Raw genomic sequence first — 22,792 nt, forward strand, 5'->3', positions numbered from 1 at the left:
TCACGAAAGCCGGACCGGTCCCAGACCGTACGTCCGCGCTTTTTTGCAACCGGATTTCCGTGAAGCGCAGGCGTGACTTCGGCACCCCCTCGGTAGCCAAAGTGAGAATTCCGTGACCCAAGCCGCAATCCTCGTCCTCGAAGACGGCACCGTATTCGAGGGCGAATCCGTAGGCGCGCCCGGCCTGTCCGTCGGTGAAGTGGTGTTCAACACCGCCATGACCGGCTACCAGGAAGTGTTGACCGACCCGTCCTACGCCCGGCAGATGGTCACGCTGACCTATCCGCACATTGGCAACACCGGCATGACCGACCAGGACGATGAAGCGTCCAAGGTGTGGTCGGCCGGCCTGATCGTGCGCGACGTACCGCGCCGCCCGAGCAGCTGGCGCAGCCAGGTGTCGCTGCAGGACTGGCTGATCCAGCGTGGCGTGGTCGCCATCACCGGCATCGACACCCGCAAGCTGACCCGCATCCTGCGCGAGAAGGGCGCCCAGAACGGCGCGCTGATGGCCGGCGACGGCATCGATGTGGAAAAGGCACTGGAAGCGGCCCGCAAGTTCCCGGGCCTGAAGGGCATGGATCTGGCCAAGGTCGTGACTACCGACAAGACCTACGTCTGGACCGAGGGCCAGCTGGACCTGGATGCCAACGCCTTCGTCAGCGTGCCGGCCCAGTACAAGGTCGTGGCGTACGACTTCGGCGTGAAGACCAACATCCTGCGCATGCTGGCCGAGCGCGGCTGCGAGGTCACCGTGGTGCCGGCGCAGACCCCGGCCGCTGAAGTGCTGGCGCTGAAGCCGGACGGCGTGTTCCTGTCCAACGGCCCGGGTGACCCGGAACCGTGCGACTACGCGATCGCCGCGATCAAGACCTTCATCGACGTGAAGATCCCGACCTTCGGTATCTGCCTGGGCCATCAGCTGCTGGGCCTGGCCTCGGGCGCGAAGACGATCAAGATGGGCCATGGCCACCACGGCGCGAACCATCCGGTGCAGGACCTGGACAGCGGCCGGGTGATGATCACCTCGCAGAACCACGGCTTCGCGGTCGATGAAGCCAGTCTGCCGCCCACGCTGCGGGTGACCCACCGTTCGCTGTTCGACGGCACCAACCAGGGCATCGCCCGCACCGATGTGCCGGCGTTCTCGTTCCAGGGCCACCCGGAAGCCTCGCCGGGCCCGCATGACGTCGGTCCGCTGTTCGATCGTTTTGTGACCCTGATGGCCGAGGCCAAGGCTTGATGCGCAGCGCCGCTCTGCTGCTGTCGCTGTGCTGCGCCGCGGGTGCGGCACAGGCTGCGCCGGCGTCCGCTGCGGACATGGACGCGCTGCTGCACACGTTGAAGAAGGACTCGGTCGGTGCGTCGTCGGCGGCGATGATGGTCGAGGAGGTGCCAACGCTCAAAGCGCTGGCCGAAAGCGATCGCCAATGCGCCCGCACCTCCATCCAGTCGTTCTTCTACGTTCATGCGCGCCAGTCGTTGATCAACAGCCTTGGCGAGGACGGTGACGTGATCGTCGCGGACTGGTCGCGCTTCCTGGCCACACCGTCCGGAAAGGGTTACCTGATCCTCACCCGTGCGCTCCCGGAGTCGGCAGCGGACGCGTCGGTCAACGTCAACGACGAGGCGTACGCCGCCGGATTCGACGCCTTTCTCGGCAGTACGTCCTTCAAGCGCCTGGATGCTGGTTTCGATGCAATGAGCGTCCCTGACGAATTTGCGGTGAAACTGAGCCAGGGATTGCAGGACCAGTGCGGGATTGCGCTGAAACCCGAAGAGATTTCCTGATCGACAGCGTGCGATCACTCCCCCTTGTCACGCTGTACTGACTTAGAGAAGAAAATGCCCAAGCGCACTGACCTCAAGACCATCCTCATCATCGGTGCCGGCCCGATCGTCATCGGCCAGGCCTGTGAGTTCGATTACTCCGGCGCCCAGGCCTGCAAGGCCCTGCGAGATGAGGGCTACCGCGTGGTGCTGGTCAACAGCAATCCGGCCACGATCATGACCGACCCGGAGATGGCCGACGCCGTCTACATCGAGCCGATCAACTGGCAGACCGTCGAGAAGATCATCGCCAAGGAGAAGCCCGACGCGCTGCTGCCGACAATGGGTGGCCAGACCGCGCTGAACTGCGCGCTGGACCTGGCCGACAACGGTGTGCTTGAGAAGTACAACGTCGAGCTGATCGGCGCCAAGCGCGAAGCGATCATGATGGCCGAAGACCGCGAGCTGTTCCGCGTGGCGATGAGCGAGATCGGCCTGGAGTGCCCGACCGCTGCCGTTGCCCATACCCTGGACGAAGCGCTGGAGATCCAGACCCGCGTCGGCTATCCGACCATCATCCGCCCCAGCTTCACCCTGGGCGGCAGTGGCGGCGGCATTGCCTACAACCGCGAAGAGCTGATCGAAATCGTCAACCGCGGCCTGGAACTGTCGCCGACCACCGAAGTGCTGGTCGAAGAGTCGGTGCTGGGCTGGAAGGAATTCGAGATGGAAGTGGTCCGCGATACCGCGGACAACTGCATCATCGTCTGCTCGATCGAAAACCTGGACCCGATGGGCGTGCATACCGGTGACTCGATCACCGTGGCCCCGGCGCAGACCCTGACCGACAAGGAATACCAGCGCCTGCGTGATGCCTCCATCGCAGTGCTGCGCAAGATCGGTGTGGATACCGGTGGTTCGAACGTGCAGTTCGGCATCAACCCGGACACCGGCCGCGTGGTGGTGATCGAGATGAACCCGCGCGTGTCGCGTTCCTCGGCGCTGGCGTCCAAGGCCACCGGCTTCCCGATCGCCAAGGTTGCCGCCAAGCTGGCCGTGGGCTACACCCTGGACGAACTGAAGAACGAGATCACCGGCGGCCTGACCCCGGCCTCGTTCGAGCCGTCCATCGACTACGTCGTCACCAAGATTCCGCGCTTCGCTTTCGAGAAGTTCCCGGCTGCCGATGCGCGCCTGACCACCCAGATGAAGTCGGTGGGCGAGGTGATGGCGATGGGCCGCACCTTCCAGGAATCGATGCAGAAGGCCCTGCGTGGCCTGGAAACCGGCAAGGTCGGCTTCGACCCGACCGGCCTGGACCTGACCAGTGAAGACGATCTGCAGACCCTGCGCCGCGAGCTGAAGGCGCCGGGTCCGGAGCGCCTGTTCTTCGTCGCCGATGCGTTCCGCGCCGGCATGAGCGTGGAGGACATCTTCAAGCTGTCCTACATCGATCCGTGGTTCCTGGACCAGATCGAAGAAATCATCGCCGCCGAGACCCAGGTCGCAGCCGATGGCATCGACGCACTGGATGCGGCGCGCCTGCGCAAGCTCAAGCGTGCCGGCTTCTCCGACGCCCGCCTGGCCCAGCTGACCGGCACCAACGAAGCGGCCGTGCGTGCGCTGCGTCGCGCACACAAGGTGCGCCCGGTGTACAAGCGTGTGGACTCCTGTGCCGCCGAGTTCTCCACTGGCACCGCCTACCTGTACTCGACCTACGAGGACGAGTGTGAAGCCGCACCGAGCAACCGCGACAAGATCATGATCCTCGGCGGTGGCCCCAACCGCATCGGCCAGGGCATCGAGTTCGACTACTGCTGCGTGCACGCGGCACTGGCGCTGCGCGAGGACGGCTATGAAACCATCATGGTCAACTGCAACCCGGAAACCGTGTCGACCGACTACGACACCTCCGATCGCCTGTACTTCGAACCGCTGACCCTGGAAGACGTGCTGGAAATCGTCGAGCTGGAGCAGCCGAAGGGCGTGATCGTGCAGTACGGCGGCCAGACCCCGCTGAAGCTGGCACGCGCGCTGGAAGCCAACGGCGTGCCGGTGATCGGCACCAGCCCGGACTCGATCGACCTGGCCGAAGACCGCGAGCGCTTCCAGCAGCTGGTGGAACAGCTGGGCCTGAAGCAGCCGCCGAACCGCATTGCCCGCAACGACCAGGAAGCCCTGCTGCTGGCGCGCGAGATCGGCTACCCGCTGGTGGTGCGCCCGAGCTACGTGCTGGGTGGCCGCGCGATGGAAATCGTCTACGGCGAGTCCGATCTGGCCCGCTACGTGCGTGACGCGGTGAAGGTGTCCAACGATTCGCCGGTGCTGCTGGATCGCTTCCTCGACAACGCCGTCGAGTGCGACGTGGACATCATTGCCGACGCCCAGGGCAATGTCCTGATCGGTGGCGTGATGGAGCACATCGAAGAGGCTGGCGTGCACTCGGGCGATTCCTCCTGCTCGCTGCCGCCTTACTCGCTGTCGGCTGAAACCCAGGCCGAGCTGCGTCGCCAGGTGGTCGAGCTGGCCAAGGCCCTGAACGTGGTGGGCCTGATGAACACCCAGTTCGCGATCCAGACCGATGAGGATGGCAACGACACCATCTTCCTGCTGGAAGTGAATCCGCGTGCCTCGCGCACCGTGCCCTTCGTGTCCAAGGCCACCGGCATGCCGCTGGCCAAGATCGCGGCCCGCTGCATGGCCGGCAAGACCCTGGAAGAGCAGGGCGCCACCAAGGAAATCGTGCCGGACTACTACTCGGTGAAGGAAGCGATCTTCCCGTTCGCCAAGTTCCAGGGCGTCGACCCGATCCTCGGGCCGGAGATGCGCTCCACCGGTGAGGTGATGGGCGTGGGCCGCAGCTTCAACGCCGCCTTCGCGCGCGCGCAGGAAGCCGGTGGCATCAAGGCGCCGCCAGTGGGCAAGGCGTTCGTGTCGGTGCGCGACCCGGACAAGAAGCGCGTGCTGCCGGTGGCCAAGGCCCTGCTGGCGCGTGGTTACAGCCTGGTTGCCACCCGTGGTACCGCAGCGTGGCTGCAGCAGCACGGCATGGACTGCGAGATCATCAACAAGGTGGTCGAGGGTCGCCCGCACATCGTCGATTCGATCAAGAACGGCGAGATCGTCTATATCGTCAACACGACCGAAGGCCGTGCCGCGATCAACGACTCGTTCTCGATCCGTCGCGAGGCACTGCAGCACCGTGTCACCTATTCGACCACCATTGCCGGTGCCAAGGCGCTGGTGGATTCACTGGAATTCCGCGGTACCGGCCCGGTCTGGTCGCTGCAGGAACTGCACAAGGAGTTGAACGCATGAGAGCACCCATCACGATGAAGGGCGCGCAGCGTCTGCGCGACGAACTGGATCACCTGAAGTCGGTCAAGCGTCCGAAGGTGATTGCCGCGATCGCCGAAGCGCGCGAGCACGGCGACCTGAAGGAGAACGCCGAGTACCACGCCGCGCGCGAGGAACAGGGCTTCATCGAAGGCCGCATCAAGCAGCTGGAAGGCGAGCTGTCGCACGCCGAGATCATCGACGTGAGCAAGCTCAATGCAGGCTCCAAGGTGGTGTTCGGGGCCAGCGTGATCCTGGCCGACGTGGAATCGGACGAAGAGAAGAAGTACCAGATCGTTGGTGATCTGGAAGCGGACATCAAACTCGGCCTGATCGCGATTTCCTCGCCGGTCGCCCGCGCGATGATCGGCAAGCTGGAAGGTGACTCGATCGTGATCGATGCGCCGGCCGGCCAGCGCGAGTACGAGATCGTCAGCGTCAGCTACCAGGACTGATCCGTGGCGACGGCAACCCTGCTGTTGCCGGCACGCAGCCGCTTTGCGGTGGCTGCATTGCCGGATGACGTGGCGCGCGCCCTGGGCCGCGCCACCACCTCGCAGGGCGACGCCGGTGAACGCGCGCAGCTGCTGCGCCACTTCACGGTGGCCGCGCCGCACTGGCCGGTGGCCGCATTGACCCGCCAGCGTGACGTCGGTGATGCCGCCGGCGCCTGCTGGCTGCGTGCCGATCCGGCCTGCATGGTGCCGGACATGCATGGCGCGCGGATGATGGGCCACGGCGAAACGCTGCGGCCCAGCCTGGCCGATACGCTGGCGTTGCTGCCCGTGCTGCAGCCGCTGTTTGCGGATGCAGGCTTCGTGCTGGATGCACCCGATCCGTCACGCTGGTACCTGCGCCTGCCCATCGGTACTGAACTGCCGGAGTTCGACAGCCCCGACGAGGTGCTGGGTGATGACCTGTTCTTGCACCTGCCGCCGGGCGAGGCGGGCCGTCGCTGGCGCGCACTGATGACCGAAGCGCAGGTGCTGCTGCACACCCACTCGTGGAACCAGCAGCGCGCCGCGCAGGGCCAGCAGCCGATCAATTCGCTGTGGTTCTGGGGTGGTGGCGTGATGCCGGTATCGGTGGCCACGCCGCACGCGCAGGTGCGCAGCCGCGATGCGCTGCTGCAGGGTCTGGCCCAGGCCGCAGGTGTCGCGGTGGATGGCGAGCAGTCGGTCGATGCACTGGTCGACCTGCGCCAGCTGCGCTCGCTGCAGCAGCTGGGCAACGATGCAATCCGGCCGCTGCTGGCCGCGCTCAAGCGTGGCGAGCTGCAGCGGCTGGTGCTGGATTTCGAGGACGGCCTGCAGTTCCAGCTGGATCGCGGCCAGCGCTGGCAGTTCTGGAAGAAGCCACGGCAGCTTCACGACGCCTGACGTGGTGGTAGCGCCGGGCTATGCCCGGCGGATGCCCTAGCGCAATTCCGTAACGTAGGTCGGCAGTTGCCAGTGGCGCTGACCGGCGCCCAGGCAGTGCCGGCCGACGAAGGTTGCCGCCAGCACCAGGCGGGCTCCATCCCAGGCCCAATGCCGGTCTGTCCCGCAGCGGTCCGTAGCGCTTGCAAGGCCTTCTTCAAGGAACACGGCGTGCGGGTAGAGCGGGAACAGCGTGGATGCGGTGATCGGCACGGGCGCAAAGGGCGTTCGGTCGCGGATCACCCAGCTGCCGGCTGGCCGGATGTAGCGGCCGGTCGTGCAGTTCAACATCGCCAGCACATGCGTTGCATCGATCCGCTCGATGCGCAGGTAGCGGGAAGAGGCTGCAGCGCAACCCGCGCCGGCCTCGGCGCGCGGTAGCAGCGCTTGCAGTAGATCGGCACGTTCGGCCAGCGCGGCATCCTCGTCGTGGGCTTCAACCAGCAGCGGTGGCGGCACCAGGCGAGGTGCCACCCGTGCGGCCGGCACCTGCGATTCCGGCCGCAAACCCTTGCCCACCAACGCCCCTGGGGTGTGCAAGCGGCCCTGTGCCTCGTCCATCTTCAGCAGCAGTGCGGCATTACCGCTCTCTGCCAGTGGCCATGCCTGGCCCGCCGTGTCGGTCATCCTGACCGGCCGCCCGCGCACCAGTGCATCCAGCAGCGCCTGCGCATGTGGTGGTGCCAGAGCCAGGCCGGCCTCAAGCGCATCCACCGGGCCGATATCACCCAGGTCCGCGCCATCCACATGCAGCCGTAGCCGGCCCTCTGGATGCACCCGCGGGCTGCGGGGCGCGCCGTCACTGCCATCAGCCAGCGACAATCGCGCCGTCACGGGGGTGTCTGGTCCAGCGGCACGCTCGATGAGCACGCCCAGCATCAACGCGGCCGGTGGGCCGAACGCCACCATCCGGCAGGTGCCTGTGTTATCGCATGCCAGGTGTCCGTTCTGTTCAAGGAACGTGAACTGCGCGGGCGTGCCGGCGAAGCTGACAGGTGCCAGCATCAGTGACGCCAGCGCCAGTAGAGGAAATCGAAGCGTAGTCATGTTCCAGGTTTCCGGGTCAGCGGACCGTGCTGACAAGCGTCGGCAGCGTCCAGTGCCCGCCCGCCACGCCACGACACAGACCGGTACTGAACGCACTGCTTGGCTGGAATCTGCGGCCATCCCAGGCCCAGTCCCAGCCGGAAACGCAATCGCCGATGCCGCGGCCCTTGTAGCGCGCGTACAACGTGCGATCGGAGCGCGAGAAGCCTTCTGCCTCCAGCGTGACCGTCTCAGGTGCGAACGGCGGCTGATCGCGCGCGATCCAGAAGCCATTGCTGTAGTTGTACGCGCCCATCTGGCACAACGCCTGCACCAGCACGTGGTGGTCGTCCAACCGCTCGATCACCATTTCCGGTGTTCCCTTGTACTCGATCAGGCGCGGACAGTCGTCGTTGTCGCCGAGCGTGGCAATCAGCGCGTCGCGCAGCGCTTCGCTGCTGCCCAGCCCGCTATCGCCGGGGCGGCCGGCCGCCAGCACACCGCGCACGATCACCGGCTTGGCCACTGCGGCGGGCACGCTCGCTTCGGCACGCGTGCCGCGGCGTACCAGCGCACCGGGCGTGCCCACGCGCCCTTGGACCTCGTCCATTTTCAGCAGCACCGCGGCGGCACCACGATCGGAAATCGGCCAGCGCGTGCCCCTGCTGTCGATCACCTCGATACGGGCCTGGCCGGGCAGGGCGGCCAGCAGGCCTTCTACCTGCGCCGGCCGCAGCATCACTGCCTCGTCGGCCCCGGTGTCCTGCACTGGGCCCAGATCACGGCCGTTCACGTGCAGGCGCATTGAACCTTCAGGCACTGCGCTTTCGCCATCCTCACCGACCCGCAGCCGCGCCTTCACTGCCGTGCCGGGGCCGCCGGCACGTTCCAGCATCAGGCCCAGCAGGCTGTCCGCCTTCTCAGGGCCGTAGCCGGCTGCACGGCAGGTGCCGGTGTTGTCGCAGGCCAGGAACCAGTCGTGGTGTACGAACTCGATACCGGGGGTTGGCGGCGTGTTTGCGGCCTGGGAAGCAAGTGGCAGGAGGCTGGCAAGCAGTACGGACAGCAGGCGGTACATGGCGAATTCCGTTTCAGAAGCGAACAAGCATGGGCGATCGCCACGCCTGCGCCAAGCCCGGAAGAGCCTGGCGAGCCGAGCGGGGTATCATGCTCGGGTCTTCCGCAACCCGGCGATGCCGATGTCCCTTGCCGCCGATGCTGCGCTGCCGTCTTCCGATACGCCGATGATCCGCCGTCGCGATGCAGTCGCGCCCGATAGCTGGCCGGAGGGCACGTTGCCACTGTTGGCACGCCTGTACGCCGCACGCGGTGCGCAGACGCCGGAGCTGGCCCTGCCCAAGCTCGGCAACCTGCATGCGCCGGAACTGCTGACCGGCATCGACGCGGCAGTGGACCTGCTGGTGCAAGCCATCGCCGCCGACAAGCGCATCCTGGTAGTCGGCGATTTCGACTGCGACGGCGCCACCGCCTGCGCGGTTGGTGTGCGTGGGCTGCGCATGCTGGGCGCGCAACATGTCTTCCACGCAGTGCCCAACCGCATGGTGCACGGCTATGGTCTGTCGCCGTCTCTGGTGGACGAGCTGGCTGCGCTGCAGCCGGATCTGCTGGTCACCGTCGACCACGGCATTGCCTGCCATGCCGGCGTGACCGCGGCCAAGGCGCGTGGCTGGCAGGTGCTGGTGACCGATCACCATCTGCCCGGTCCACAGCTGCCACCGGCCGATGTCATCGTCGACCCCAACCTCGACGGCGACGCCTTCCCCAGCAAGGCGCTGGCCGGTGTCGGCGTGATCTTCTACGTGCTGATGGCGCTGCGCCGGCAGATGCGCGAAGCGGGGGTATTTGCCGATGGCAAAGGGCCGGACCTGACCACGCTGCTGGACCTGGTGGCGGTGGGCACAGTGGCCGACCTGGTGGTGCTCGATGCCAACAATCGCGCCCTGGTCAGCGCGGGATTGCGCCGGCTGCGCAATGGCCAGGGCTGCGTCGGCCTGAAGGCACTGATCGAAGCCAGTGGTCGCGACGCCGCACGCCTGACCGCCACCGACATCGGCTTCGGGCTTGGCCCGCGCTTGAACGCGGCCGGTCGGTTGGAAGACATGTCATTGGGCATTGCCCTGTTGCTCACCGAAGATCCGCGGCAGGCCCGCGACATCGCGCAGACGCTGGAACAGATCAACGCCGAGCGGCGTGCGGTCCAGCAGTCGATGACCGATGACGCCGAACACGCGCTGTCGCGGGTGGTGCTCGATACCGCAGGGCAGCGCCCGGTGGCGGCCTGCCTGTTCGATGCTGATTGGCACCCCGGCGTGGTTGGCCTGGTTGCTTCAAAGATGAAGGATCGCCTGCATCGGCCGGTGATCGCGTTCGCTCCGGCCGAGCCGGGCGCCGACACCCTGCGCGGCTCGGCGCGTTCGATCCCCGGCCTGCATATCCGTGATGCGCTGGCGCTGGTCGATGCACGCCATCCCGGCTTGATCGAGCGCTTCGGCGGTCACGCGATGGCCGCCGGGTTGAGCATGCGTCTGGATCATCTGGCTGCCTTCGAAGCCGCGTTCGTCGCCACCGTGCTGGAGATGCTCGACCCGGCTGCACTGCAGCAGCAGGTGCTCAGCGACGGCGAACTGGCCGCGGACGAACTCGATCATCGCCATGCCGATGCGCTGCGTTTGGCGGGACCATGGGGGCAGGGCTTTCCCGAGCCGCTGTTCGATGGCCACTTCGAAGTGGCCAACTGGCGCGTGCTGAAGGAGCGTCATCTGAAGCTGGAACTGCGCCTGCCCGGCGTACCCGGCACGATCAACGCGATCCATTTCGGTGGCTGGCACGGCAATGCACCCGGCCGCCACGTGCATCTCGCCTACCGGCTCGCCTGCGATGACTATCGTGGCGGCGCAGCCATCCAGCTGATCGTCGAGCACTGCCTGCCGGCGTAGTCCATGCCGGGCATGGCCCGGCGCTACCGCTTCGGAAGGGTCAGCGTACGTCGGTCACCCGCGTCGGCAGTTCCCAGGTACCCCCGGGAACGCCGCGGCACAGGCCGCCACTGATGGCCGAGGTCGCGACGAAGCGGGTGCCATCCCAGGTCCACGTTTCATCCGACACGCAGTCGGCCAGACCGCGGCCCTTGTGCGAGGCGACGATCTGCCCGTCGCCGTAGTCGATCGCGTCGCTGGTCACCCATTGCGGCTGGTAGGGCGCTTTCTCACCGATGACCCAGTAGCCATCACCGCTGTTGTAGGCCGCGCGCCAGCAGGGGACGTTGACCAGCAGATGCTTGGCGTCCAGGCGCTGGATCTGCAGTGGTGAATTGCTGATCGGAAGATCCGGGTCGGTGTCGAGCAGGCCTTCGCAGCTGGGTTCTTCCAGAGTGGCGCGCAGCGCCGCACGCAGCGCCGGCGAGGCGGCCAGCTTGGAAAACGCCGGGTCGTCCGGTGGCGTCGACAGCGTCGGTGCCTTGCGCACCACGGGTTTGGCAACGGCGGCAGGTACGCTGCTTTCGGCAGCGGCCCCCTTGCGCATCACCGCGCCCGGCGTGCCCACCCGGCCCTGGAACTCGTCGGTCTTCAACAGCACAGCCGCTGCGCCCTTGTCCGACAGCGGCCACGTGTGGCCGGCGGCATCGACAACCGCGATGCCACCATCGCGCACCAGCGCGGACAGCACTGCGCTGGTCTGTGTCGCGCTGAGCACATGGACACCCGGCTCCGTGGCCGGCGCCAGCACACCGAGGTCACGCTGCTGGATGCGCAGGTGCAGCGCGCCCTTGGGCTGCGGCTGGTCATCGATCGGCTGCAACGACATCCGACCGCTGATGGCCTGATTGGGGCCGCCCGCCCGGGTCAGCAGCACGCTCAGGGTGCTGTCATCGCCACTGGCGTAGCCGGCCGCGCGGCACGTGCGCGTGTTGTCGCAGGCCACGACCCAGTCGTGATGCTGGAAATAGAGGCCTGCAGGCGCATCGGCGGCGCTGGCGGCCAACGGCCAGCACAGGGCCAGCAGGGTGGGAAGCAGGGGAGAACGCATGGGCATCCTTGCACGGGATCGGGAAGTCGCACATGGTGCGCCCAGGGGCAGCGAAGAACCAGCATCGAATCACGTTAACCCCGTCCACCCGGTTGGTGCGTTCAAGCAGTCACGATCCCACTGGAGTCCTGTCATGGTCTTCGCCCGTTGCTGCACCGTACTGCTGTTGGCCCTGGCAAGCTGGCCGGCACTGCCCCAGGCGTCGCGGCGTCCGGCACCGCCGATGACGTCCACACCGCTGCTGATCGCGCCCGCCGCCGAACAGCCCGTGCAGCTGCGACATGCCCGCATCGAAGGCGAGGTCCAGGCCGGTATCGCCCAGACCCGTATCACCCTGGAGTTCCATAACCCCAACCAGCGCGTGCTGGAAGGCGAGCTGCAGTTCCCGCTGGCCGAGGGCCAGCAGATCACCGGGTTCGCCCTGGACATCAACGGCGAGTTGCGCGAGGCAGTACCGGTGCCCAAGGACCGCGGTCGTCAGGTGTTCGAGGAGATCGCCCGCCGTGGCGTCGACCCGGGCCTGCTGGAGCAGACCGCCGGCAACCAGTTCCGGCTGCGCGTGTATCCGCTGCCGGCCGGCGGCAGCCGCCGCGTGCAGTTGGTCGTACGCGAGCCGCTGGCATATGCCGGGCAGGGCTGGCGTTGGACACTGCCGCTGCAGTTCGTCGCCGGCGCCGCAGCCGTCGAACTGGACGTGCGGGCACCGAAGGGGGCTGATGCAGGAAGCGCGCCGTTCCGCATCGCCGATGGCCGCCTGCACTGGCAAGGACGTGGCGCGCAGTTGCCGGCCCAGCTGCAATGGACGCTGCCGGCCGAGCGCAAGGCACAGGTGCAGGTTGCCCGCTGGCAGGACGGTCACTACCTGTTGGCGCAGCTGCCGGTGCCGACGTCGACCGCGCCGCGCCGTGTGCCGTCGGAAGTGGGGCTGCTGTGGGACGGTTCGGGTTCCGCAGGCCAGCGCGACCGCACCCGCGAGTTCGCGCTGCTGGATCGCTACTTTGCTGCGATGGGCGAGGGCAACGTCGCGCTGACCGTGCTGCGTGATCGCGCCGAGCCCGTGCGTCGTTTCCGTATACGCAGCGGTGACTGGAGTGAACTGCGGCGCGCGTTGATGGCGGTGCAGCCGGATGGCGCCAGCGCGCTGGCGCAGTGGCAGCCGCAGCCCTCGGTGAAGGAGTACCTGATGGTCAGCGACGGCCTGCTGACCTATGGGCCGGAAGCACTGCCGGCGTTGGCCGCCGATCAGCGCCTGTTTGCGGTCAGCAGTGCCGGCGCACGCACCGATGCCACCCGCCTGCGCGGTTGGAGCGAGGGGCATGCTGGCAGTTTCGTGGCGCTCGGCAGCGATATCGATGCCGCTGCACGGGAGCTGCTGTCGATGCCGCTGGATGTCCAGATCGATGCCGGCCGTGGCGTGCAGGACGTGGTGGTCGACCGCCGCAGCCAGGCCCAGGGCTGGCTGTGGTTGCATGCGCGGTTGGCGGCCGAAGGTGTGCCGATGCGGGTGCGCATTGCCGGTGGGCAATGGCAGGCACTGCCGGAGAGCTCCACCAGCGCCGATGGCGATCTGCTGGCCGGCCTGTGGGCACAGGCACGCCTGCAGCAGTTGTCGACCGATCGGCGCGGCAATCGCGAGGCGATGCAGCGCCTGTCGCAGCAGTTCAGCCTGGTGGGCCCGGACACTTCACTGATCGTGCTGGAAACGCTGGACGACTACCTGCGCTACGCGATCCGCCCCGCAGGTGCCTTGCGCGCCCAGTACGACCAGCGCTTCGCACGCCAGGTTGCAGATCGCGATGCCGCCGACCGTCAGCGCCTGGACAAGGTGGTGACGCAGTGGCAGCAGCGCCAGCAATGGTGGAGCCGCAGTTGGCCGAAGGGCATGCGCGTGCAGGCGAAGGCACTGGAAGTGGTCGGTCAGGACGCGTCCGCGGCTGCCCCGGTGGCGATGCTCGCCGCGCCTCCTCCCGCGCCAGCGCCGATGGCCGTTGCCGCCGAGCAGCGGGCGGAGTCCAGCAGCGCGCGCGCCCGTCGATCGCCGCCGCGGCAGGCACCTGCGGGCCTGGAGGCCGCGATGGATGCCGTTGCCATCGAACCCACGGCGTCCAATGCACCGGCCGCCGCCAATGACGGTCAGCTGGGAATCCGGTTGGCCGCCTGGCAATCGGATTCGCCGGTTGCCCGCCGCCTGCGCCAGGGACCGTCGTCGCAACTGTACGACCGCTATCTGGCCGAGCGCGCTGCGAACGCCAACAGCAGTGCGTTCTTCCTCGACGTGGCCGACCTGTTGATCGAACAGGGCCAGCGCGATCTTGCCCTGCGCGTGCTGTCCAACCTGGCCGAGATGGAGCTGGACAACCGCCATCTGCTGCGCGTTCTCGGCTATCGCCTGCTGCAGGCCGATGCACCCGCACTGGCGGTGCCGGTGTTCGAGCAGGTGCTGGCGATGGGGCAGGAAGAACCGCAGAGTTTCCGTGATCTGGGCCTGGCGCTGGCCGCAGCGGGCAAGCCGCAGCAGGCGCTGGCGCCGCTGTACCAGGTGGTCGTGCGGCCGTGGGATGGTCGTTTCGACGGCATTGCGCTGATCGCCCTGGATGAACTGACCAACCTGGTGGCCGGCAGCAAGCCGCGCCTGGATACCACCGGCATCGACCCGCGCCTGCTGCAGGCGATGCCACTGGACCTGCGCGTGGTGCTGGCCTGGGATGCCGACAACAGCGACATGGACCTGTGGGTCACCGACCCGAACGGCGAGCGTGCGTACTACGGCAACCGCCTGACCTACCAGGGTGGGCAGATGTCGCAGGACTTCACCGGTGGCTATGGTCCGGAACAGTTCTCGCTGCGCAACGCCAAGCCGGGCAAGTACAAGGTGGAGGCGAACTACTTCGGCAGCCGCCAGCAGCTGGTGACTGGTGCGACGACGCTGATGCTGCGCCTGACCACCCATTGGGGCACGCCGAAGCAGAAGGACCAGATGGTCACGATGCGGCTGAAGGATCGTGCCGAGACGGTGCTGGTCGGCGAGTTCGAGGTGCGGTAGCGCCGGGCCATGCCCCGCGGCCGGCGCTGTGGTCCTGCGTGATGCTCACTGCGCCGTTGCGATCGGCACGCAACCCGAACAGCGGCCGCAGCCAGCGCACACGGCGCACCAGCAGTTCGTGGATCAGCAGGCAGCCGGCGACGGTGCCGACAATCACCAGCGCCGGCTCCAGCCACGCGCCCAGCTGCAAGGGCCGCAACCAGTACAGCAGCACGATCAGCACGGTCTGGTGCAGGATGTACCAGCTGAACACCGCCTCGCGGCAGTAGCCCAGCCCGCGCCATGGCCGCGCCAGCAGGACCTGCGCCCATCCGAAGAGGGCCAGCAGGGAACACCAGGTGTACAGCGCTCGGCCAACGCGCTCGGTCTGCGCCCACGGCAGCGCCAGCACCCACTGCGGCAGATCGCCGAGGTCGGGCATCCGCCCCAACGCGCGGATGCCCAGTTCGACAGTCAGCCCGACAACGGCCAGCGCCAGGGTCAACCGCCGGCCGCGCACCAGCAGATCCCAGCCGCGCTGCCAGCGCGCGGCGAGGAAGCCGCCGAGGAACAGGGGCAGCGATTCGGCGTGGACGTACAGGTCATCGACCAGCGCATGGGTTGGCGGGTGGGCGGGCAGGATCACCAGCAGCGCCCACGCCAGCCACACCACCGGCAGCAGCAGGCCCAGCGTGGCCACCCAGCGGTCGCCCGCAGGCAGGCCCGGCAGGCGGTGGTGCAGCGGTCGCACTACGCTGGCCAACACGATCGCCAGCAGCGTGTAAGGGATCAGATAGGCCAGGTACCACAGGTGGTTCCAGGTGAAGCCATAGGCGGCACCGGTGAAGCTGGCTCCCGGCCACGGCCGGAACTGCCAGTAGCGCCACAGGAATGCACCGAGCCCTGGCGTGACGTCGCCCTTGTCCACCGCTTCACAGTAGGCCTGCAGCGAAACGACCGCGACGATGCCGAACAACAGCGGCAACAACAGCCGCCCGCCGCGCCGCAGCGCGAATCGCCACCCGCCCTGCGCGGGCAGGCACAGGCCCAGCGCGATGCCGGAGATGGCAAACAGCAGCGGCATGCGCCAACGATTCAGCGCGATCATCGGCCATTGCAGCCACTCCGCGGTGTGGACGCTCTTGAGGTGGAAGTCCCATCCGGCCACGTAGGCCATGGCCACGTGGTAGAGGATCAACAGCCCGAAGGCACCGATACGCAGGGTGTCGAGGTCGTGGCGGCGGGTCATGGCGGTATCCGTGTTGGCGTCCTCGCAGAGTGGAAGTCCTTGTGGGCTGTCGCCAGCAGGAAGGGGCGGTTGGATGCCCTGCAGGGCCCAGTGGCGGGGCTGGGGGACGAATGGCGTGCGTCAGTGGGGCTGTGGTTGGCGATAATCCAGTGATGGATGAGTACAACCAGCAGGACCCGGACGTGCGTGGCGAATCGATGGGCACCGGCAGGCAAGGGCGGCAGGCAGCCGTGTTCTGGGTCGTACTGTTCCTGGGGACGGCGGCGGCCAATGTGCTGGCCAAGGCCATGATGGCGGCGCGCGATGGGCTGCCCTCCCAATGGATGGCGGCCACGATTGACGAGTTCAGCAGTGCGCTGGTGTCGCTGCTGCTGCTGGCGGTGCTGATCCGCGCCGCGTCGCGCTGGCCGCTGCACGCCGATACCTGGCGACAGCGCTTGGCGCCGTATCTGCTGGGCGCGGTTGCGTGGTGGCTGCTGCATGTGAGTGCGATGGTCCTGCTGCGCAAGGCCGCCCACGCCGTGCTTGGCAGCCACTACACCTTTGGGGACTGGCCGGCGCAATGGTTCTACGAGTTCTTCAAGGACATCCAGACCTATGCGCTGCTGGTCTCGGCAGTCCATGCCCTGGCCTGGTTCGGCCGCCGCCGCCAGGGTGAAGCGACCCTGCTGGCCGCCCCCGATGAGGGCCCGCCGGTCGAACCGGTCGATCGCCCCGACCATTTCCTTGTGCGCAAGCTGGGCAAGGAGTTCCTGGTGGCCACGGCCGACGTCGAGTACGCCCAGGCCGCCGGCAACTACGTGAACCTGCGGGTGCGCGGGCATGACTACCCGCTGCGGATCACCATGGCGGTGCTGGAGGCGCGGCTGGACCCGGTCCTGTTCCTGCGCAGCCACCGCAGCTGGCTGGTCAACCGTGACCAGCTGCGCTCGATCGAGCCGCTGGACGGCGGCGAGGCCTTGCTGCACATGGCCGATGGGGCCAAGGTGCCCTGCAGCCGGCGCCAGCTGCCGTTGCTGCGCCAGGCCTTGGGCGGGTAGGGGCGTGGCAGGGCGGGACCGGCTTCTGCGCCGGTTCACCCCGGCCTGCGGTATCATTTGCAGTCATCTTTTGAATGCATAACCGCCGACATGATCGAACTGAATCCTGTCCGCCAGCGCATCGCCGATCTGACCGATCGCGTGTTGTCGCTCCGGGGGTATCTTTGACTACGACGCCAAGAAAGAGCGTCTTGAGGAAGTAACGCGGGAGCTGGAAAGCCCCGACGTCTGGAACAACGCCGAGTACGCCCAGAACCTGGGGCGCGAGCGCTCGACCCTGGAAAAGACCGTGGGCGGCATCGCCGCGGTGCTGGAAGGCCTGAGCGACGCCACCGAACTGCTGGAGCTGGCCGAGTCCGAGCAGGACGAGGACACCGCGCTGGCCGTGGTGGCCGACCTGGACAAGCACCAGGCGCACGTGGAGAAGCTGGAATTCCAGCGCATGTTCTCCGGGCAGATGGACAACGCTCCGGCGTTCGTCGACATCCAGGCTGGTGCCGGTGGTACCGAAGCCCAGGACTGGGCCGAGATCCTGCTGCGCATGTACCTGCGCTGGTGTGAATCGCGTGGCTGGAAGACCGAGCTGATGGAAGTGTCCGGTGGCGACGTCGCGGGCATCAAGTCGGCTACGCTCCGCGTGGAAGGCGACTACGCCTACGGCTGGCTGAAGACCGAGACCGGCGTGCACCGCCTGGTGCGCAAGTCGCCGTTCGACTCGGACAACCGCCGCCATACCAGCTTCACCTCGGTGTTCGTGTCGCCGGAAGTGGACAACAACATCGAAATCGACATCAACCCGGCCGATCTGCGTACCGACGTGTACCGCTCGTCCGGTGCCGGTGGTCAGCACGTCAACAAGACCGAGTCGGCGGTGCGTATCACCCACATCCCGACCAACACGGTCGTGGCCTGCCAGACCGGCCGCAGCCAGCACCAGAACCGCGACAACGCGATGAAGATGCTGGCCGCCAAGCTCTACGAGCTGGAGATCCAGAAGCGCAACGCCGAGCGTGATGCGGTGGAAGCCACCAAGTCCGATATCGGCTGGGGCAGCCAGATCCGCAACTACGTGCTCGACCAGAGCCGTATCAAGGACCTGCGCACCGGCATCGAGCGTTCGGATACGCAGAAGGTGCTCGACGGTGACCTGGACGAGTTCGTCGAGGCCAGCCTGAAGGCCGGCCTGGCGGTCGGCTCCAAGCGCATCGATGCCTGATGCGTGCCCGGCGACAGCGGTACCGTCCGCTGCCCGGGCCATGCGTTGCGGGACGTCTTCGGCGTCCCGCAACGCCGTTGAAACCTGCAGGGCAGGGCGATGATGCGCAGTGAAGCCGAACGCAAGGAACTGGGAGGCTTTCTCAAGGCCTGCCGTGCGCGGGTCGACCCAGCAACGCTGGGGCTGCCAGCCGGCCGCCGACGCACGCCGGGCCTGAAGCGCGAGGAAGTCGCACTGGCGATCGGGGTCAGTGTCAGCTGGTACACCTGGATCGAGCAGGGCCGCGAAGTGCGCGCCTCGCCCGAGGTGCTGGAGCGCCTGGCGCAGGTACTGCGATTGAGCGACGACGAGCGCGCCTACGCGTTCGCACTGTCCGGCTATGGCGTGCCGCTGGAATCGCCTGATGAGACGGTAACTGACGGCCTGCGCCAGCTGGTGGAGGCGATGCAGCCGATCCCGGCCTACGTGCGCAATACCCGATTCGACATCCTGGCCTGGAATCCTGCCATCGCCGATCTGTTTGTTGATTACGGTCAGCTGGCGCCGCACGAACGCAACACGCTGCGGCTGATGTTCCTGTATCCGCCGTACCGCACGTTGATCCTCAACTGGGAAGAAATGACCCGCGGGCTGCTGGCCAGCTTCCGCGCGGCGATGGCGCAAGCGCCGGACAAGGCGCCGTTCCTGGCACTGGCCGAGGACATCGGTGCGCACAGCGAGCAGTTCCGCCAGTGGTGGCCCGAGCACGATGTGCGTCGTTTCGACGAAGGTGCGAAGAAGCTGAACCATCCCACGCGCGGGCTGTTGGACCTGCAGTACGTGGCGCTGGTGCCGGAGAGCCGGCATGACCTGTCACTGGTGACCTACCTGCCGCGAAGGTAAGGGGTTGTTTGGCAGGGCTTGCAGCCCTGCACCTGCTGTAGTGCCGGCCGCTGGCCGGCAACCTCAATAGCAACAGCAACAGCGGGCTTTCCGTGGGGTGGCGGGGCGGTGTCGGAGTGCGGGGACGCCGCAAGTACGTCCGTGTAGGCTTGGCCGCGGCATCCATGCCGCGGACACCCCGCACTCCGACACCGCCCCACCTCTGACAGATCTACGCTGCTGTTGGTAGGTGTCGACCTTGGTCGACACGTTGATCCACGCCATGCGTGGATGCTTTTCGGTTTCAATTCGAGATAGTCGATCTCGATGGAAATTCAGCCACGCATGGCGTGGATCTACTGGAAGCGACGGGTTGGGTCTGGGGAAGAGCCCCCTGAGTCAGGGGGCGGCCGCGAAGCGGCGGGGGTATGGGGGCTGGTAAGTGGGGCCCGCGGTTCGCGTAGCGAAGCGTGGGAGCGGCAGCGCGCATGCGATGGCGCGTACCCGGGCGCAGCCCTGCCGATCAACCCCATTCAGGCAGGTAAGTACAGGTCACAGGATACGCAGACGCCTTGTTGCTGCCATCGATCGGGTCCACATTCGTTGTCAGGAAACGGGCAGCCGCCCGTTGTCGAGACAACAGGAGACCTGCATGTCCGCTTCCCCCGCAGCCCCCGCTGCCATTTCCCGCGATCCGGCCACCGGCCAGCAGATCGCCAGCCACCCTTTCGCCACCGACGCCGAGCTGGAAGCCATCCTCGACCGCGGCCAGGCCGGTTTTGCAGCCTGGAGCGCGCAGTCACTGCAACAACGCGCCAGCGTGCTGCGTGCGATGGCTGCCGTGCTGCGCCGCGACCGTGAACCGCTGGCCGCGATGGCCACTGCCGAGATGGGCAAGGTCCAGGCCGAGTCGCTGGCCGAGATCGAGAAGTGCGCGGTGCTGTGTGACTGGTACGCCGACAACGGTGCGGCGTTCCTGCGCGATGAACCCACTGCGGTGGCCGACAACAAGGCCTATGTCTCCTACCTGCCGCTGGGCGTTGTGCTGGGCATCATGCCGTGGAATTTCCCGTACTGGCAGGTGATGCGCGCGGCCGTGCCGATCCTCATGGGCGGCAACGGCTTCCTGCTGAAGCCGGCCGAGAACATCGTCGGCACCGCCGGGCTGCTCGCCGCTGCGTGGCGCGATGCGGGCCTGCCGGACGGCACCTTCATCGCCGCCAACATCAGCCGCGAGGGAACCAGTGCCGCCATCGCCGATGACCGCATCGCTGCCGTGACCCTGACCGGCAGCGTCGCTGCGGGGCGCAGCATCGCCGCGCAGGCCGGGCAGGCGCTGAAGAAGGTGGTGCTGGAGCTGGGTGGCTCGGATCCATTCATCGTGCTGGCCGACGCCGACCTGGAGGCAGCGGTCGATGCCGCGGTGGCCTCGCGCTTCCAGAACACCGGGCAGGTGTGCATTGCCGGCAAGCGCATCATCGTCGAAGACGCCGTGTATGAGCGTTTCGTGTCGTTGTTCTGCGAGCGCGTGCAGGCGCTGACCGTGGGCGATGGCCGCGAGGCCGGCAACCGGATCGGACCGATGGCCCGGCAGGACCTGCTTGAACAGCTTGATGCACAGGTGCGTGCGTCGGTCGAGGCCGGTGCGCAGTTGCTCGTGGGCGGCAAGCAGCTCGATCGCCCCGGCAGTTTCTATGCACCCACCGTGCTGGCTGGCGTCGAGCCGGGCATGCAGGCCTTCGACACCGAGACCTTCGGGCCAGTGGCGTCGATCAGCCGCGCGCGCGACGCCGACCATGCGGTGGAACTGGCCAACCAGAGCGAGTTCGGCCTGAGCGGCAATCTGTGGACCGGCGACCACGCCCGCGCGATGCAGTTGGCGCGCCGGCTGCAGACCGGTGGCGTGTTCGTCAACGGTTTCTCTGCCTCCGATCCACGCGTGCCGATCGGCGGAGTGAAGAAGAGCGGCTTCGGCCGCGAGCTGTCGCACTTCGGCATCCGCGAGTTCGTCAACGCGCAGACGGTGTGGTTCGACCGCCGTTGACGCGGGCCATCCACCGTTCCTGTCAGCATCCCTGCAACGTTCCATCATCACGCACTGCGAGAAGGACGTCATTCCATGTCCAAGGGTTCCGATCTGCTCGTCGCCGCACTCGAAAACGAGGGCGTCGAGCGCATTTTTGGCATTCCCGGTGAAGAGAACCTCGATGTCGTCGAGTCGCTTCGCCACTCCAGCATCGAGCTGGTCATCACCCGCCACGAACAGGCTGCCGTGTTCATGGCCGCCACCTACGGCCGCCTGACCGGCAAGCCCGGCGTATGCCTGGCCACGCTCGGCCCGGGTGCACTGAACTTCACCACCGGTGCCGCCTACGCACTGCTCGGCGCGTGGCCGGTGATCATGATCACCGGGCAGAAGGGCATCGTGGCCAGCAAGCAGGCGCGCTTCCAGATCGTGGATATCGTCAGCACGATGAAGCCGCTGACCAAGTCGGCGCGGCAGATCGTTTCGGCGCGCACCATCCCCACCATCGTCCGCGAGGCCTTCCGCACGGCGCTGGAAGAGCGGCCCGGGCCGGTGCTGCTGGAACTGCCCGAGGACATCGCGGCGATGGAGGTCGAGGACGTTGCACTGATCCCGCCACACCCGGTGGATCGGCCGATCGCCAGTCCCGAGGCGCTGGACCGTGCGGCGCAGATCATCCGCGAGGCCAAGCGGCCGCTGCTGGTGATCGCGTCGGCGGCGTCGCGACCGCAGTCCAGCGAAGCGCTGTCGGCCTTCGTACTGCGGGCCGGCATCCCGTTCGTCACCACGCAGATGGGCAAGGGCGCGGTGGCCGGTGGCTCGGGCCTGTACATGGGCACGGCGGCACTGAGCGAGCGCGACTACGTGCACATGGCCATCGATCAGGCCGACGTGATCGTGACCATTGGCCACGAGGTGACGGAGAAGCCGCCCTTCGTGATGCGCCCGGGTGGCCGCACGGTCATCCACATCGGCTATTCGCAGGCCGCGGTGGAGCAGGTGTACTTCCCGCAGGTGGAGGTGATCGGCGATATCGGCCGCTCGCTGACCCTGCTGGCCGACCGTATCGAGGGCAGGGTGGACAACGCCGCTGCACTGCTGCCGCTGCGCGCGACGATCCTGGAGCACATCGCCGATCGCGCCGAAGAGGCCGGTTTCACGCCGCAGCGGCTGGTGCATGACGTGCGCCAGGTGATGCCGCCGGACGGCATCGTGGCGCTGGACAACGGCATGTACAAGATCTGGTTCGCGCGCAACTACCGCACCCAGGTGGCCAATACGCTGCTGCTGGACAACGCATTGGCAACGATGGGCGCGGGGCTGCCGTCGGCGATCATGGCCTCGATCCTGTACCCGCAGCGCCGCGTGCTGGCGGTGTGTGGCGATGGCGGTTTCATGATGAACAGCCAGGAGCTGGAGACCGCGCGACGGCTGGGCCTGAACCTGGTAGTGCTGATCCTCAACGACGGCGCCTACGGGATGATCCGCTGGAAGCAGGCGGTGGATGGTTTCGCCGACTACGGCATGACCTTCGGCAATCCGGATTTCGTCAAATACGCCGAGGCCTATGGCTGCCAGGGGCACGAGGTGACGGCGATCGAGCAGTTCATTCCGACCCTGGAAGCAGCCTTCACCGCGGGCGGCGTGCATCTGGTGTCGGTGCCGGTGGACTATTCGGAGAACCAGCGCGTGCTGGTGGATGAGCTGCGGCAGGCATTCCCCGGGAACGGGTGAATCCGGGGCATGGTCCGGTAGGTGTCGCCCCCGAGCCCGGTAGGTGT

At 67.2% G+C, this 22,792-nt stretch carries 16 protein-coding genes; 12 read left to right on the top strand and 4 right to left on the bottom strand.

Annotation, left to right across the window (positions count from 1 at the left end):
* Positions 1–112 precede the first annotated feature (112 nt).
* The 5 genes from carA to CR918_RS07880 are packed head-to-tail and all read left to right on the top strand — an operon-like array spanning position 113 to position 6,485.
* A complete protein-coding gene (carA, locus tag CR918_RS07860; protein WP_099842402.1) occupies positions 113–1,243 on the top strand; it encodes a glutamine-hydrolyzing carbamoyl-phosphate synthase small subunit in 1,131 nt (376 codons plus the stop codon).
* Positions 1,243–1,791 carry a hypothetical protein gene (locus CR918_RS07865; protein ID WP_033831007.1) on the top strand — a complete coding sequence of 183 codons (549 nt, stop codon included), beginning with the start codon at positions 1,243–1,245 and terminating at the stop codon, positions 1,789–1,791. The genes carA and CR918_RS07865 overlap by 1 nt, the downstream gene beginning before the upstream one ends.
* A 54-nt stretch (positions 1,792–1,845) precedes the next feature.
* Positions 1,846–5,088 (top strand): carbamoyl-phosphate synthase large subunit, encoded by a 3,243-nt coding sequence (carB, locus tag CR918_RS07870; protein WP_099842403.1) that lies wholly within the window; start codon positions 1,846–1,848, stop codon positions 5,086–5,088.
* 8 nt (positions 5,089–5,096) lie between these two features.
* Positions 5,097–5,561 (top strand): transcription elongation factor GreA, encoded by a 465-nt coding sequence (greA, locus tag CR918_RS07875; RefSeq protein WP_025874725.1) that lies wholly within the window; start codon positions 5,097–5,099, stop codon positions 5,559–5,561.
* Positions 5,562–5,564: 3 nt separating this feature from the next.
* On the top strand, positions 5,565–6,485 hold the full coding sequence (locus tag CR918_RS07880) for a phosphoglycerate mutase (protein ID WP_099842404.1): 921 nt from the start codon (positions 5,565–5,567) through the stop codon (positions 6,483–6,485).
* A 36-nt stretch (positions 6,486–6,521) separates the two neighbouring features.
* Here the strand turns inward: CR918_RS07880 and CR918_RS07885 are convergent, their stop codons facing one another.
* Both CR918_RS07885 and CR918_RS07890 read right to left on the bottom strand, forming a co-directional pair.
* On the bottom strand, positions 6,522–7,643 hold the full coding sequence (locus CR918_RS07885; protein WP_165780891.1) for a DUF1176 domain-containing protein: 1,122 nt from the start codon (positions 7,641–7,643) through the stop codon (positions 6,522–6,524).
* Entirely contained in the window at positions 7,588–8,628 is a 1,041-nt protein-coding gene (locus CR918_RS07890; protein ID WP_099842406.1) for a DUF1176 domain-containing protein, read from the bottom strand. The genes CR918_RS07885 and CR918_RS07890 overlap by 56 nt, the downstream gene beginning before the upstream one ends.
* Before the next feature lie 121 nt (positions 8,629–8,749).
* Here CR918_RS07890 and recJ point away from each other — a divergent pair, with 121 nt between their 5' ends.
* Positions 8,750–10,507, top strand: a complete 1,758-nt coding sequence (recJ, locus tag CR918_RS07895) for a single-stranded-DNA-specific exonuclease RecJ (RefSeq protein ID WP_099844284.1) — start codon at positions 8,750–8,752, stop codon at positions 10,505–10,507.
* A 40-nt stretch (positions 10,508–10,547) separates the two neighbouring features.
* On the opposite strand, the gene CR918_RS07900 is transcribed toward recJ, so the two are convergent.
* Entirely contained in the window at positions 10,548–11,597 is a 1,050-nt protein-coding gene (locus CR918_RS07900) for a DUF1176 domain-containing protein (protein WP_099842407.1), read from the bottom strand.
* A 133-nt stretch (positions 11,598–11,730) separates the two neighbouring features.
* Here CR918_RS07900 and CR918_RS07905 point away from each other — a divergent pair, with 133 nt between their 5' ends.
* Positions 11,731–14,640 carry a VIT domain-containing protein gene (locus CR918_RS07905; RefSeq protein WP_099842408.1) on the top strand — a complete coding sequence of 970 codons (2,910 nt, stop codon included), beginning with the start codon at positions 11,731–11,733 and terminating at the stop codon, positions 14,638–14,640.
* Here the strand turns inward: CR918_RS07905 and CR918_RS07910 are convergent.
* A complete protein-coding gene (locus CR918_RS07910; protein ID WP_243379018.1) occupies positions 14,579–15,868 on the bottom strand; it encodes an acyltransferase family protein in 1,290 nt (429 codons plus the stop codon). The genes CR918_RS07905 and CR918_RS07910 overlap by 62 nt on opposite strands.
* Positions 15,869–16,065: 197 nt before the next feature.
* On the opposite strand from CR918_RS07910, the gene CR918_RS07915 reads away from it, so the two are divergent.
* From CR918_RS07915 to CR918_RS07940, 5 genes are all read left to right on the top strand, one after another.
* On the top strand, positions 16,066–16,908 hold the full coding sequence (locus tag CR918_RS07915) for a LytTR family DNA-binding domain-containing protein (protein ID WP_099844286.1): 843 nt from the start codon (positions 16,066–16,068) through the stop codon (positions 16,906–16,908).
* 90 nt (positions 16,909–16,998) lie between these two features.
* Positions 16,999–18,124 (top strand): peptide chain release factor 2 gene (prfB, locus tag CR918_RS07920; protein ID WP_099783880.1). Its coding sequence is split into 2 segments (ribosomal slippage): positions 16,999–17,073 and positions 17,075–18,124, totalling 1,125 coding nucleotides; the frame shifts between segments, so codons are not numbered across the junction.
* Positions 18,125–18,223: 99 nt separating this feature from the next.
* Positions 18,224–19,006, top strand: coding sequence for a helix-turn-helix transcriptional regulator (locus CR918_RS07925; RefSeq protein ID WP_025874707.1), 783 nt, complete (start codon positions 18,224–18,226; stop codon positions 19,004–19,006).
* A gap of 631 nt (positions 19,007–19,637) precedes the next feature.
* Complete coding sequence (locus tag CR918_RS07935) at positions 19,638–21,029, top strand: NAD-dependent succinate-semialdehyde dehydrogenase (protein ID WP_099842410.1); 1,392 nt, start codon at positions 19,638–19,640, stop codon at positions 21,027–21,029.
* A gap of 75 nt (positions 21,030–21,104) precedes the next feature.
* Positions 21,105–22,745 (top strand): acetolactate synthase large subunit, encoded by a 1,641-nt coding sequence (locus CR918_RS07940; RefSeq protein ID WP_025878943.1) that lies wholly within the window; start codon positions 21,105–21,107, stop codon positions 22,743–22,745.
* Positions 22,746–22,792 lie beyond the last annotated feature (47 nt).

The sequence above is a fragment of the Stenotrophomonas indicatrix genome (assembly GCF_002750975.1).
In the GTDB taxonomy this organism is placed as follows: Bacteria; Pseudomonadota; Gammaproteobacteria; order Xanthomonadales; family Xanthomonadaceae; genus Stenotrophomonas; species Stenotrophomonas indicatrix.

Excerpts from the sequence above, each read along its gene's own strand:
- CR918_RS07865 (WP_033831007.1), top strand. The coding sequence starts at position 1,243 with ATGCGCAGCGCCGCTCTGCTGCTGTCGCTGTGCTGCGCCGCGGGTGCG.
- carB (WP_099842403.1), top strand. The coding sequence starts at position 1,846 with ATGCCCAAGCGCACTGACCTCAAGACCATCCTCATCATCGGTGCCGGC.
- CR918_RS07890 (WP_099842406.1), bottom strand. The coding sequence starts at position 8,628 with ATGTACCGCCTGCTGTCCGTACTGCTTGCCAGCCTCCTGCCACTTGCT.
- recJ (WP_099844284.1), top strand. The coding sequence starts at position 8,750 with ATGTCCCTTGCCGCCGATGCTGCGCTGCCGTCTTCCGATACGCCGATG.
- CR918_RS07900 (WP_099842407.1), bottom strand. The coding sequence starts at position 11,597 with ATGCGTTCTCCCCTGCTTCCCACCCTGCTGGCCCTGTGCTGGCCGTTG.
- CR918_RS07905 (WP_099842408.1), top strand. The coding sequence starts at position 11,731 with ATGGTCTTCGCCCGTTGCTGCACCGTACTGCTGTTGGCCCTGGCAAGC.
- CR918_RS07910 (WP_243379018.1), bottom strand. The coding sequence starts at position 15,868 with ATGACCCGCCGCCACGACCTCGACACCCTGCGTATCGGTGCCTTCGGG.
- CR918_RS07915 (WP_099844286.1), top strand. The coding sequence starts at position 16,066 with ATGGGCACCGGCAGGCAAGGGCGGCAGGCAGCCGTGTTCTGGGTCGTA.
- CR918_RS07925 (WP_025874707.1), top strand. The coding sequence starts at position 18,224 with ATGATGCGCAGTGAAGCCGAACGCAAGGAACTGGGAGGCTTTCTCAAG.
- CR918_RS07935 (WP_099842410.1), top strand. The coding sequence starts at position 19,638 with ATGTCCGCTTCCCCCGCAGCCCCCGCTGCCATTTCCCGCGATCCGGCC.
- CR918_RS07940 (WP_025878943.1), top strand. The coding sequence starts at position 21,105 with ATGTCCAAGGGTTCCGATCTGCTCGTCGCCGCACTCGAAAACGAGGGC.